We start from the raw sequence: 12,304 nt of genomic DNA on the forward strand, positions 1-12,304 counted from the left end.
CCGGGAGCCGGCCCGGTCAGACCTGCGAGTCCGCGGTGGCGCCGCCACCCGGGCCGGCGTGGCCGAACTGCGACTCCTGGCCCTCGATCACCTGCGAGGCCACCTGGGCCAGCTTCATGTTCAGCTCCTGCGAGGTGCTGCGCAGCAGCTCGAACGCCTCCTGGCCGGTGATGTGGTGCGCGGCCATGAGCAGCCCGACGGCCTTGCCGATCTCGCGGTTGCTCGTCAGCCCCTGTCGCAGGGTCGCCGCCTCCTCGCGCGCCCGGATCGCCATGAGCGCGACCGAGGCGAACGAGGCGATGACGGCACCGACGTCGGCCGACTTCGAGGTGAGTCCGCCGGGGGTGTCCGAGAAGAGGTTGAGGGCACCGACCTTGTCCCCCTCGAGGAGGAGGCGGTAGCCGATGGCCGACCGGACCGGCGTCTCGGCGACGATGCGCTCGGTGAAGCGCGGCCACGGGGTCTTGGCGTCCGTGAGGTCGGCGTCGTGCTGGTAGGCCTCGGAGACGATGGCGTCGACGCAGGGGCCCTCGCCGACCTCGAGCTCGATCTGGTCGATGCGCCGGGCGATGTCGTCGGTGCTGGCGGCCGTGACGTAGCGGTCGCGCGTGCGCACGAGGAGCGAGGCGCGGTCGCAGCCCTCGACGAGCCGGTGGGCTGAGTCGACGAGCGACTGGTGGATCGAGCCGGCGTCGGCCCCGGCGTAGATCAGGGCCGACATCTGTCGGAAGGCGTCGTTGATCGTCGGATCGACGGGAACGTCGCTCGTCATGTCACTCCCTGCACATCTGGCCCGGCGATTCCGCACACTGCTGGACGGTTCGGGCGCGTGAGTCATCCTCGCACCTCCCCGAGGGCGCGAGACCACAGACAACCACATGAGTCCCGTGCGTGGCGAGGGGATCCGATGGCTGGACAAACCTTCGACATGCAAGTTGACACCAGGGCCTCTCCGGCAAATACTTGCGTGCTGCAAGCAAGTAGTTGGCTGAGGGGGCACGCGATGGCGGTGAGCAAGGACGAGGCGAACGACGTCTTCCTCGGGCTCCTGCGCGTCCAGAAGCTGCTCGTCGCGGCCAAGCACACCGCCCCGCGGCTCGAGGACGGCGTGGACGTCACGGCATACCCCGTGCTCTTCGTCGTCGCGGGCCAGGGCACGGTCCGCATCTCCGAGCTCGCGACGACGCTGCACAACGACGTCTCCACCGTGAGCCGCCAGGTCAGCTCGCTCGTCACGAGCGGCCTGCTCGAGAAGAGCGCCGACCCCAGCGACGGTCGAGCCTGGGTCGTCTCCCTGACCGAGCACGGCCGCGCGGCCGTCGGCCGCATCCAGGCCAGCCGCGCCACGTGGTTCCAGGGGCTGCTCTCCGACTGGGACGGCCCCGCCACCGAGGAGTTCGTCGACCGGCTCCGCGAGCTCGGCGACGCGCTCGACGCCAACCTCCGGGCCCGGGGTGCAGCGCCGCCCCCCATGCCCTTCGACTCCACCAGAGCCCAGAAGCAGAAAGAGGACTGACATGTCCGACACCACCGCCGAGCCGCCGCGCGTCGACGCGACCGCGGACTCACCCGCCGGTGCAGGCCCCGACCCGCGACCGGTGCTCTCCCACAAGGAGATCCTGACCATCCTCGTCGGGCTCATGATGGGGATGTTCCTCGCCGCGCTCGACCAGACCATCGTCGCGAGCGCGATGCGCGTCATCGCCGACGACCTCAACGACCTCGCCGGACAGGCCTGGGTCACGACGGCATACCTCATCACGAGCACCATCGCGACGCCGCTCTACGGCAAGCTCGGCGACATCTACGGGCGCAAGAAGCTCTTCATCTTCGCCATCACGATCTTCACGCTCGGCTCGATGCTCTGCACGCTCGCGTGGTCGATCCCGTCCCTCGCGGCCTTCCGCGCCGTCCAGGGCATCGGCGCCGGTGGCCTCTTCTCGTTGGCGCTCGCCATCATCGGCGACATCGTGCCGCCGCGTGAGCGCGCGAAGTACCAGGGCTACTTCCTCGCCGTCTTCGGCACCTCGAGCGTGCTCGGCCCGGTCATCGGCGGCTTCTTCGCCGGCCAGGAGACGATCCTCGGCGTCACCGGCTGGCGCTGGGTCTTCCTCGTCAACGTGCCGATCGCCGTCGCGGCCCTCATCGTCGTGACCCGCACCCTGCACCTCAAGCACACGCGCCTCGACCACCGCATCGACTACTGGGGAGCGCTCAGCCTCTCGGTCGCGCTCGTGCCGCTGCTCATCGTGGCCGAGCAGGGCCGCGAGTGGGGCTGGGACTCGGCGACGTCCATCACCTGCTACGCCATCGGCCTCGTGGGTCTCGTCGCGTTCTTCCTCTTCGAGCGCGCCATGGGCGAGGAGGCACTCATCCCGCTGCGGCTCTTCACGAACCGCACCGTCGCGTCGTCGTCGGTCGCCTCGGTGTTCATCGGCATGGGCATGTTCGGCGGTCTCGCCGCGATCCCGCTCTACCTGCAGATCGTCAAGGGGTCGAGCCCGACGCAGGCCGGCCTCCAGCTGCTCCCGATGACCCTCGGGATCATGGCCGGCTCGATCATCTCGGGCCAGCTCATCTCCCGGACCGGTCGCTACCGCCACTTCCCCATCATGGGAGCGGCGATCCTCGTCCTGTCGCTCTACGGCTTCCACTTCGTCGGCGCGGACACCCCGCTGTGGAAGACGATGATCGGGATGTTCTTCTTCGGCATCGGTCTGGGCTTCAACTTCCAGCCGCTGACCCTCGCCGTGCAGAACGCCGTCGACCGCCGCGACATGGGCGTGGCCACGTCCTCCGCGACGTTCACGCGCCAGATCGGTGGCACGCTCGGCACCGCGGTCTTCCTGTCGATCCTCTTCTCGCAGGCCGGCACGAAGATCTCCGAGGCGTTCACGGCGATCGCGCCGACGCCGGCCTTCCAGGCGGCCCTGCGCAACCCGACCGGCGGCGACCCGGCCGCGAACAAGGCGTTCATCGAGCAGCTGCAGGCCGCGCAGCAGTCCGGCGGCACGGGTGCGGGCGTCGGCGGGGCAGCCCTTTCGGACAGCTCGTTCATCAACCAGCTGGACCCGCGCCTGGCGCAGCCGTTCCTCGTCGGCTTCTCCGACGCCATGTCGGTCGTCTTCGTCGTCGCGGCCGGGGTGCTCGTCTTCGCGTTCATCGCGACGCTCTTCCTGCCGAACATCGACCTCGGCCCCAAGCCCGGCCAGGCGGCCCCGGCGAAGGACGAGGACGTCGTGGTGGCCCCCGCAGGCCACTGAGCCAGGGGCTCCGCCCAGCTCAACCGTCGAGAGGCCACGATCTGTGGCCTCGTAGCACTCGAAAGGCCACTTCTCGTCAGAGAAGTGGCCTTTCGACGTGGTGGCACCCGCGAAACGTGGCCTTTCGACGGTTCGAGCCGGAGGACGTATGCCGTGGGCTCGGGTCAGCGGAGGTCGTGCAGCTCGCGGCGGGTGAGGAACGCGCGCGTGCCGAGGGCCATGACGAAGGCAAAGCCGCCGGCGATGATCGCGACCCAGTAGCCGTGCTGCGGGCCGACGTGGTCGACGACGGTGCCGGACACGGCGGAGCCGGCGGCGATCCCGATGATCAGGCCCGTGAGCACGATCGTCATGCCCTCGTTGAGCTGGGCCTTGGGGACGATGCGCTCGATGAGGTTCATCGTCGTGATGAGGGTGGGCGCGGTGGCCATGCCCGCGACGAGCATGAGACCGGCGAGGATCCAGAGGTTGCCGGCGAAGAGCACCGGGATCTCGAGGACCGCCATCCCGAACGTCCCGGCGATGAGGAGCTTGACGAGGCTGCGGCCGTGCGAGACGTGCCCGAAGACGAGGCCCGCGGAGGCCGACCCCACGGCATACAACGCGAGGATGGCGCCGGCGGCGCTCGGGGCACCCGCCTCCTGGGCGACGGCGAGCGTCACGACCTCGTTGACGCCGAAGATCGCGCCCGTCATCACCATGATGAAGGCGAGCGGGATGAGGCCCGGCACGGTGTAGGCGTGCTCGGTCGGGCGCTCGTGGTGCGGGACGACCGGTGGCTCGGTCGAGCGCGCCGAGATGAAGGTCAGGACGCCCACCGTGTAGGCGAGCGCGGCGAAGGCGAAGCCGGCCTCGGGGAAGAGCGTCGTCGAGAGCCAGATCGCGAGGACCGGGCCGATGACGAAGGTGACCTCCTCCATGACCTGCTCGAACGACATCGCCGCGTGGAGGTTCTTCGGGTCGTCGGCGAAGATGTGCGACCACCGGGCGCGGGCCATCGTGCCGAGGTTCGGGATGGCCCCGCACAGCGGGAAGGTGATGAAGAGCAGCCACGACGGCCACCCCCGCATCGAGACGAGCAGGGTCATGACGACCCAGAAGCCCGACCAGAGGAAGAAGGGGATGGCGACCCGGCGCTGGCCGTAGCGGTCGACGAGCCGGCCGAGGAAGGGCGCACAGAGCGCCAGGGAGACCATGCCGACCGCCACCACGGCTCCGGCGAGCGCGTAGGAGCCGGTGCGTGCCGCGACCATCGCGACCACGGACACGGCGAACATCGAGCCTGCCGAGCGGGCGATCAGCCCGCCGGTGATGAAGACGCGTGCCCCCGGTACCTCGAAGAGAGGTCGGTAGGACGCCAGCACTGGTGCTCCTTCGCGGTGGGGGACGGCCAACTTCCCCATCCTTGCACCACGACCCCGGAGGATCCGAAATGCCCGTTTCGTGGTGAGGCGTGCCTCACACCCCGTGCTTGCGGCGCAGCGACCACATCTGCGGCGAGCGCTCGAGCTCGACGGCGACGTCCCAGGGCAGACCCCCGGGCGCCGTCTCGCGGCGGAAGCTCGCGACCGTCCGTCGGGCGAGCGCCGGGTCCTTGGCGACGCGTCCGGCGATCGCCATCGCCTCGTCCAGCACGTCACCGTCGTCGTATGCCGCCCAGGCGAGACCCAGCGCCACCGCGCGGTCGCCGTCGACCTCGTCGCCGAAGAGACCGAGGGCCGCGGCGGCCTCGCGCCCGGCGACGCGGTTGATGAGCGTGAAGTGGCCGCCACCGGGGTGGATGCCGATCTGGGCGAAGCCGGGGAGCAGCCGGGCCGTGCGCGAGACGATGCGCAGGTCGGTGGCGAGCGCGAGGTTGAGGCCGGCGCCGACCGCGGCGCCGCGCACGGCCGCGACGGTCGGGACGGCGACCGCGCCGATCGTCGTGAAGGCGGCATAGACGGTCTCGAGGTTGCGGTAGGCCTCGTCCTCGACGGGGTCACGACCCGTGTCGGCGAGGACGCTGCGGACCGCTCCCGCGCAGAAATGGGCCCCGCCCGTGACGACGACGGCGCCGACCTCGTCGTCGGCCTCGGCCGTGCGGGCGGCATCGATGAGCGCGCGCGACATCTCGACGGAGAGCGCGTTGCGGCGCTCGGGCGCGTCGAGGGTGATGAGCGCGACGCCGTCGGTCACGTCGTAGCGGATCTCGGTCATGCGGCGAATCTCCTTGCCTGCCAGCCAGGCCGGCGGTTCAGGTGCGTGAGGGTCTTCAGCGGGCGCGCTGCGTCTTGGCACGGCCCGTCGTGATGAGGGTCCAGAGACGGTCGTGGCCGGCCGACGAGGCGAGCGCCGTGAGGGTCTCGTCCCAGTCCTGGAGCGAGCCGTACTCGCTGCGCCGGGCGAGGATCGGGCGGGTCAGGGTGTGCAGATCGTGCTCGAGGGTCGTGCCGATCGCCCCGAGCACCTGGTGCGAGCCACGGACGACGACCGAGGCGGCGTGCCCGACGCACGACTTGGCGACGCCGACGGCGAAGAGCATCCCGGGGTCGGTCCAGTCGGACGCGGCCGCCCGGGCGACGGCGGCGTCGGTGGCGGCACGGGCCAGGGCCGTCTCGCAGGCGATGTCGGACACGAGGTGCTGCACCGCCTGGAACCGCCCGATCGGTCGGCCGAACTGCTCGCGCTCGCGCACGTGCTCGAGGACGACGTCGACGACGCGTTCCATGGCCCCGACGACCTGGGCCGAGCGGGCCAGCGCCCCGCGGAGGTGGAACTGCTCGCCGATCGCGTGGTCCACCACGGTGCCGGCCTCGAGGTCGTCGAGGTCGAACTCGACCGTGTCACTGGGCTCCCCGGCCAGGTTGCGGCGCTCCTCGACGCCGACCCGGTCGATCGGCACGTCGGCGACCCGCCACTGGTCACGGTCCTCCCAGAGGGCCACGATGCTGCTCGCGTCGCGCGCCCACGTGACGTTGAGGGCGACCCCGGACGGGTCGGGACGGCATACGGTCCGCAGGCCACCGTCGTTGGGCAGCCCGGCCGCCTCGAGGAGCCAGCCGCCGAGCACGTCGTGCTCGGCGAGCGGCACCGGGGCGGCGGCCCCGGCGGCGAGGCCGAGCAGGGCCGCGGCATCGACCCAGCCTCCGCCGCTGCCGCCGGCGGACTCCGTGCCCGTGAGGCGGGTCAGGCCGAGGTCCTCGAGCCGTTGCCACAGGCCGCGGTCGAGGTCGACGACGGCGGTGGGCGTCGCGCGGGTGGCGCGGTAGTCGGCGAAGAGGTCGGTGAGGACCGCGACGAGGTCGGGGTCCGGCGTCGTGGGGGCGGCGAGGTCGCGGAGGTCGGTCATCAGCGCATCCCCAGACCGCGGGCGATGACGCCGCGGAGGATCTCGTTGGTGCCGCCACGGAGCGTGAAGCCGGGACGCTGGAGGATCGCCGCGTGCAGGAGCGTGTCGAGCTCCTCGTCGAGGGCCCAGCCCGTCGCGGTCAGCGTGTCGACGTAGTCGGCGATGTCGCCCTCGCCCGTCGTCCCGAGCACCTTGACGACCGCGGCTGCGGTGTCGGCGTCCTCGGCGTTCTCGAGCGCGGTCGAGACGGCGAACGACATGTGGTGCAGGGCCGCGACCCGGGCGACGTGGCGGCCCAGGCCCGGGTCGGTGGGCAGGCGGCCGTCGTCCATGGCCTGCGCGGCGGCGGCGAGGAGCTGGAAGGTGGACAGGACGCGCTCGGGCCCGCTGCGCTCGTGGGCGAGCTCGGACGTGACCTGCGACCACCCCTCCCCCACCTCCCCGAGCACGCGGTCGTCGGGGATCAGGACGCCGTCGAGGTGCACCTCGTTGAAGTGGTGGTCGCCGCCCATCGAGATGATCGGGCGGATCGTGACGCCCGGCGCCCGGAGGTCGACGATGAACTGGCTCAGCCCCTCGTGGCGGTGGGCCGGGTCGAGCGGCGCCGACCGGGCGAGCGCGAAGAACGCGTCGGCCTCGTGGGCGCCGGAGGTCCACACCTTGGTGCCGGTGAGCCGCCAGCCGCCGTCGACCCGCTCGGCGCGCGTGCGGACGCTCGCGAGGTCGGAGCCCGAGTCCGGCTCGCTCATCCCGATGCCGAAGACGACCTCGCCGCGGCTGATCCCGGGCAGGAACGCCTGCTTCTGCTCCTCGGTGCCGTAGCGCAGCAGCGACGGGCCGATCTGGCGCTCGGCGATCCAGTGGGCCGCGACGGGAGCCCCGACGACGAGCAGCTCCTCGGTGACGACGAAGCGCTCGAGGAAGGTGCGTCCCTGGCCGCCGTACTCCGTCGGGATGACCATGCCGAGCCAGCCGCGCCGCCCGAGCTCGCGGGTGAAGTCGCGGTCCCAGCGGGTCAGCCACGTGTCGACGTGCGGCACGAACGCGCCGGCCGCGACCTGCTCGGCGAGGAAGGCGCGCACCTCGAGACGCAGCTCGGTCAGCGCGGGCAGCTCGCGGGCACCCGGAGGGACGAGACGGGCCATGCTCACCTTCCTCACGCGACGTCGCAGCGGTTCGTGCGCCACTCTCCCACACGGTCCCTCGCGGGACCCGAGGCCGTATGCCGTCCCGCCGAGTGCCGTCCGCCACACCCCTTCCGCACCCCGCTCCACCCCATCAGCTCGAGTAAGCGCCCGGCCCCACTCGAGTGAGCGCTCGTTCACAGTCGAGTGGCCCCGCCGTCACACCAGCCCCAGGTCGAGTGGCCCCCTCGCCTCACGTGCCCCAGCAGCCACAGGACGGGTGGGGCCATGCGGCCACTCGAGGGGGAGGTCCCCTGTCCGGGTGCGGCGGGTGGGGCCATGCGGCCACTCGAGGGGGAGGTCCCCTCCCCGGGTGTGGCGGGTGGGGCCACGAGGCCACTCGAGTGGGACGGGGCGCTCACTCGACCGGCGTGCGGGGGTGGGTCAGAAGCCGGTGGCGACGAGGTAGCCGCAGAGGCCGACGATGACGGCGGTGATGAGCACGGCGACGGCCGTGGTCAGGCGGTGGTTGACGAGCACGCCCATGATCCGGCGGTCGCGGGTGAAGAGCAGGAGCGGCACGAGCGTGCCCGGCAGCGCGAACGACAGGACGACCTGGCTCCAGACGAGCGCGTTCGTCGGCTCGACGCCGAGGCCGAGGATGACGAGCGTCGGCACGACGGCGAGCATCCGGCGCAGGAGTGGCGCGATGGGCCGGCGGCCGAAGCCCTGCATGACGACGTCGCCGGTCTGGACGCCGACGAGGGTCGAGGCGAGACCCGACGCGAGGAGCGCGACGGCCAGCATCGTCGCGGCGATCTGACCCGCGTTGGCCGCCAGGGCGGCATACGCCGTCTCGATGCTCGCGCCCGCCTCCGAGGGGAGGGCTGCCGCGAAGACGACGAGGCTGATGTTGGCGGCCCCCGCGATCGTCATGGCGATGACGACGCTGCGCACCGTGCGGCGGCCGCTACGCAGCCGCTCGGCGTGGCTGGCCTCGGTGCCGTCGTCATGACCGCGCGACGCGGCCGAGTGGAAGTGCAGGGCGTGCGGCATCACCGTGGCGCCGACGATGCCGACCGCGAGCAGGGCCGCCGAGGAGTCGAGCGGCCCGGGCACGACCGAGCGCAGCAACGCGACCCGGTCGACGTCCGCGACGAGCACCTGCCACAGCAGCGACCCGATGATGACGACGAGCAGCACGAGCACGACGGAGTCGAAGTGGCTGCGGCCGCGGACCTTGAGGGCGAGGACGACGAGGCTGAAGAGGGCCACGCAGACGGCCCCGGCCATGAGGGGCATGCCGAAGAGGAGCTTGAGCGCGATGGCGCCGCCGACGACCTCGGCGAGGTCGGTCATGATGACGACGAGCTCGGCCTGCGCCCAGAGCAGCAGCCGGCCGACACCCGGGAAGCGCTCGGCGCTGTGCTCGGCGAGGCTCTTGCCGGAGGCCATGCCGAGCTTGGCGGCGAGGTACTGGATGACCATGGCCGAGCAGCTCGCGAAGACGACGACCCACACGAGCGTGTAGCCGTGCTCGGCCCCGGAGGTGATGTTGACGCCGAAGTTGCCGGGGTCGACGTAGGCGATGGCCGCCAGCAGCGCCGGGATGAGGGTGCGGGGCGCGCCGATGGTGCCGCCGAGCCCGCGCTCCGGCGACCGGTCGTCCACGCGCGGCTGCTGCGCCACTCGCTCACCCATGGGACACAGCATCGAGCCTCGGGGACGCGCGCGCCAACTCCCCGGGCACGAGTGCGACCAAGGCCTCACCCCGCGACGACCCCGCGACGGCCCGGCGACGCGTCCGGGAGCCCCGGGCGCGCGCCCTCAGCGGGCCGACGCCACCCCGAGGAGCGCGGCGATCCCGAGGGCGCTGCGCGGGTCGTAGGCGGCGGTCCACAGGCCTCCGTGCGCGGCGGCGTACGCCTCGTCCTGCCAGGCCGTCGGCTGAGCCGGCGAGCCGGTGCGAAGGTCGTGGACGAGCAGGGCGGCCATGAGCGTGTTGGCCGTGCCGGGCTCGAAGACCTCGATCCCGAAGCGGTGGGCGCCGGCGTAGGCCGCGGCGAGCGCTCGGTTCTTGACGACGGAGCGGGTGCGCGTGGGCGGGGCCACCTTGAGCGACACGAGGCCCCCGTCGGCGCGGTATGCCGTCGCCCGCCACCGCTGGAGACGCTTGGCGAGCAGGTAGTTGGGTCCCTGCTGGAGCACGACGCTGTCGTTGATGCCGGGGTCCTGGCCGGGCACGTAGTTGCGGCGGAGCAGCCGTCCACCGCTCACGGTGCGCAAAGGCACCCGCAGCACCTTGGACGTGCGCCGGTGGGCATAGCTGTCGACGGAGCGCTCGACGGCGGCACCGGGGACGGCGAAGACATCGGTCGGGGTGGCGAGGAACGCGAGGGCGACGTCGTCGCGACCCTTCACCTCGACGACCCGTCGGGTCAGGGCGTCGACGGCCATCGAGACGCGGACGTTGGTCTCGCCGTCCGCGTAGACGTAGTTGCCGATGGCGAGGGGGCCGTCCAGGCCCTCGACCCACCGGGTCACGGCGCCGAGGTCGTGGACGAGGTCTCCACCGGCGCGCGCGTCGAGCGGCTCGTCACCGGGGCGCACCGGGACGGTCATCGACCCTGCGAGCCGTCGCGTGTCACCGATCAGCCTGTCCCACAGCTCCTTTCGCGGCAGATCGACGGCGGCGACGTCGGCGCCCCAGCGCAGCAGCGAGCGCAACGGGCCCATCTCGGCAGCGGCTCCGAGCACGACGACGGTGCGGTCGGTGAGGTCGAGCCAGTCGGGGTTGTCGATGACGAGACCGACTGCCTCGGCGCACGTGGGCTCGATGGTCCCGGCCTCGACCCAGAGGTCGAGACGACGGCGCAGCGCGTCACCCGAGAGGCGCTCTCCGGCATACGGCACGGAGAGGGTGCGGTCGGGGACGCCGGTGCCGCGCACGGTCTCGGAGCCGAGCGGGGTCACGCTCTCGTCGGGGGCGACGGCCGTCTCGAGCGGTCGGTCGCCGTCGTCGGAGGCCCAGCGCATGCGCTCGTGCAGGGAGTCGAGCCCGCTCGTGGCAATGGCCTGCGCGGCACCCGGGACCGCCACCCCGGCCTCGACGAGACGCCGGAAGTGGGGGAGGTAGCCCTGGCGCCAGTTCGTCTCGCGCTCGGCGGAGGCCGCGCCGACCGGGTCGACACCGCGCAGGGCGTCGGCCACCACGGCACGTCCGGTGGCGGTCGTGCTGCGGCGTCCGGACGTCGGGTCGAGTGGGAAGACCACTCCTCTGGGGTCGCTCATGGGGCCCATCCTGCCGGGTGCGCGGGGCGATCCGTCGAGGACGCTCAGCCGTCGCGGAGCCGGTGGTCGACGACGAGGTAGGACACCCTCGCCGTGGCGAGGTTGCCGGCACGGTCCCGCACGAGGCACGTGACGGTGTGCGGTCCGAGACGGCGGGTGCTCGGCGCCCGATCTCCGTTGCAGCTCTGGCGGGCGACGCCCGACAGCGCGTCGGTCGCCCGGGGCACGGCGACGACGACGCCGTGGCGCTGGACGACCGCCGGGGTGGCCACCGGGTCGAGGGTCGGCGGCGTGCCGTCGTAGCGGTAGGAGAAGCCGAGGTAGGACGCCGAGCGCCCCACGCCGTCCGCACACGTGCCGTAGACGGTGCGCGGCACTGCCGTGTCGACGGCGACGACGGATCCGCTCTGGCACCAGGCGATCCCGCCGTCGCGGTCCTGAGCCGCCCAGCGGTAGCGGGTCGGGGCGGCATACCACCCCTCGGCGTTCGGGCCACCCTCGAGACGGAGCCCGCGCGGCGGCGGCGTGTCGCCGACCGAGGACGCCGCTCCGACGCCGTGGACGCTACGCGGCGCTCCCTGGACCCCGGTCAGACCGAGCCCTCCCCACGCGAGCACCGCCAGTCCGGCGACCCAGGCCAAGCCGTAGGCGCTGCTGTGCGCTCGTCCGTCCGTCACGGCCTGCTCCCTCGCACTTGGCTGCCCGGTCGGCACCCGTCACAGGTCGGAACGCCTTGAGCCCTCGGCTGATACGCCGTGCAGCAGATCCGTGCCGATGTCGTGGGACGGGTCGCCCATGCCGTGACATCGGGGACACCGTTGCCGGTGCGCCAGCGCGGGAAGGGTCCTCCAGGCGCCGAGAGGGTGTGGTGCACCACTCGACCCGGCCGGCCCGACCGAACCGGAGGACCATGGAGACATGAGCACGAAGACGGCCGCCCAGGCGGCAGAGCTGACCGCGGACCGGGCCACCGAGGTCGAGCGCCTCACCGGGCTGCGCCGGGAGTTCGCCGACGTCGTCGAGGCGTCCGAGGCGAACATCGCCGACGACGAGCACGACCCCGAGGGCTCGACGATCGCCTACGAACGCACCCAGATCGGCGCCCTCATCGAGCAGGCGGAGCGGCACCTCGACGAGATCGACGCCGCGCTGCAGCGGATCGCCGACGGCGGCTACGGACGGTGCGAGGTGTGTGGAGAGTCGATCCCCGATGAGCGGCTGTGCGCCAGGCCCACGGCTCGGACCTGCATCGCCCACGCGGGGACTGCCCTGCGCTGACCGGTCGTCCGGAGCAGCAC

The 12,304-nt window shown here is 72.3% G+C and carries 11 protein-coding genes; 3 read left to right on the forward strand and 8 right to left on the reverse strand.

Annotated features, from left to right (window positions below; genetic code table 11):
* Positions 1–16 precede the first annotated feature (16 nt).
* A complete protein-coding gene (locus ACSQ2D_RS18780; protein ID WP_435987428.1) occupies positions 17–772 on the reverse strand; it encodes an ANTAR domain-containing protein in 756 nt (251 codons plus the stop codon).
* 231 nt (positions 773–1,003) lie between these two features.
* Between ACSQ2D_RS18780 and ACSQ2D_RS18785 the strand changes: the two genes are divergently transcribed.
* The gene (locus tag ACSQ2D_RS18785; RefSeq protein WP_435987429.1) at positions 1,004–1,516 is read left to right on the forward strand and encodes a MarR family winged helix-turn-helix transcriptional regulator; all 513 of its coding nucleotides are present in this window, start codon (positions 1,004–1,006) and stop codon (positions 1,514–1,516) included.
* Between the two features lies 1 nt (position 1,517).
* A complete protein-coding gene (locus tag ACSQ2D_RS18790; protein WP_435987430.1) occupies positions 1,518–3,263 on the forward strand; it encodes an MDR family MFS transporter in 1,746 nt (581 codons plus the stop codon).
* Positions 3,264–3,427: 164 nt separating this feature from the next.
* Here ACSQ2D_RS18790 and ACSQ2D_RS18795 read toward each other — a convergent pair whose 3' ends face one another.
* From ACSQ2D_RS18795 to ACSQ2D_RS18825, 7 genes are all read right to left on the reverse strand, one after another.
* Entirely contained in the window at positions 3,428–4,657 is a 1,230-nt protein-coding gene (locus tag ACSQ2D_RS18795) for an MFS transporter (protein ID WP_435987431.1), read from the reverse strand.
* A gap of 64 nt (positions 4,658–4,721) precedes the next feature.
* Complete coding sequence (locus ACSQ2D_RS18800; protein ID WP_435987432.1) at positions 4,722–5,459, reverse strand: enoyl-CoA hydratase-related protein; 738 nt, start codon at positions 5,457–5,459, stop codon at positions 4,722–4,724.
* Between the two features lie 55 nt (positions 5,460–5,514).
* The gene (locus ACSQ2D_RS18805; protein WP_435987433.1) at positions 5,515–6,591 is read right to left on the reverse strand and encodes an acyl-CoA dehydrogenase family protein; all 1,077 of its coding nucleotides are present in this window, start codon (positions 6,589–6,591) and stop codon (positions 5,515–5,517) included.
* Positions 6,591–7,736, reverse strand: coding sequence for an acyl-CoA dehydrogenase family protein (locus ACSQ2D_RS18810; RefSeq protein ID WP_435987434.1), 1,146 nt, complete (start codon positions 7,734–7,736; stop codon positions 6,591–6,593). The genes ACSQ2D_RS18805 and ACSQ2D_RS18810 overlap by 1 nt, the downstream gene beginning before the upstream one ends.
* Before the next feature lie 423 nt (positions 7,737–8,159).
* On the reverse strand, positions 8,160–9,416 hold the full coding sequence (locus ACSQ2D_RS18815) for an Nramp family divalent metal transporter (RefSeq protein WP_435987435.1): 1,257 nt from the start codon (positions 9,414–9,416) through the stop codon (positions 8,160–8,162).
* 126 nt (positions 9,417–9,542) lie between these two features.
* Entirely contained in the window at positions 9,543–11,006 is a 1,464-nt protein-coding gene (locus tag ACSQ2D_RS18820; RefSeq protein WP_435987436.1) for a hypothetical protein, read from the reverse strand.
* 44 nt (positions 11,007–11,050) lie between these two features.
* Entirely contained in the window at positions 11,051–11,683 is a 633-nt protein-coding gene (locus ACSQ2D_RS18825; RefSeq protein WP_435987437.1) for a hypothetical protein, read from the reverse strand.
* A 241-nt stretch (positions 11,684–11,924) separates the two neighbouring features.
* Between ACSQ2D_RS18825 and ACSQ2D_RS18830 the strand changes: the two genes are divergently transcribed.
* Positions 11,925–12,284, forward strand: coding sequence for a TraR/DksA C4-type zinc finger protein (locus ACSQ2D_RS18830; RefSeq protein ID WP_435987438.1), 360 nt, complete (start codon positions 11,925–11,927; stop codon positions 12,282–12,284).
* Positions 12,285–12,304: the final 20 nt, after the last annotated feature.

The organism is Terrabacter sp. LjRoot27, from assembly GCF_964254175.1.
Taxonomy (GTDB): domain Bacteria; phylum Actinomycetota; class Actinomycetes; order Actinomycetales; family Dermatophilaceae; genus Terrabacter.

Excerpts from the sequence above, each read along its gene's own strand:
- ACSQ2D_RS18780 (WP_435987428.1), bottom strand. The coding sequence starts at position 772 with ATGACGAGCGACGTTCCCGTCGATCCGACGATCAACGACGCCTTCCGA.
- ACSQ2D_RS18785 (WP_435987429.1), top strand. The coding sequence starts at position 1,004 with ATGGCGGTGAGCAAGGACGAGGCGAACGACGTCTTCCTCGGGCTCCTG.
- ACSQ2D_RS18790 (WP_435987430.1), top strand. The coding sequence starts at position 1,518 with ATGTCCGACACCACCGCCGAGCCGCCGCGCGTCGACGCGACCGCGGAC.
- ACSQ2D_RS18800 (WP_435987432.1), bottom strand. The coding sequence starts at position 5,459 with ATGACCGAGATCCGCTACGACGTGACCGACGGCGTCGCGCTCATCACC.
- ACSQ2D_RS18805 (WP_435987433.1), bottom strand. The coding sequence starts at position 6,591 with ATGACCGACCTCCGCGACCTCGCCGCCCCCACGACGCCGGACCCCGAC.
- ACSQ2D_RS18810 (WP_435987434.1), bottom strand. The coding sequence starts at position 7,736 with ATGGCCCGTCTCGTCCCTCCGGGTGCCCGCGAGCTGCCCGCGCTGACC.
- ACSQ2D_RS18815 (WP_435987435.1), bottom strand. The coding sequence starts at position 9,416 with ATGGGTGAGCGAGTGGCGCAGCAGCCGCGCGTGGACGACCGGTCGCCG.
- ACSQ2D_RS18820 (WP_435987436.1), bottom strand. The coding sequence starts at position 11,006 with ATGAGCGACCCCAGAGGAGTGGTCTTCCCACTCGACCCGACGTCCGGA.
- ACSQ2D_RS18830 (WP_435987438.1), top strand. The coding sequence starts at position 11,925 with ATGAGCACGAAGACGGCCGCCCAGGCGGCAGAGCTGACCGCGGACCGG.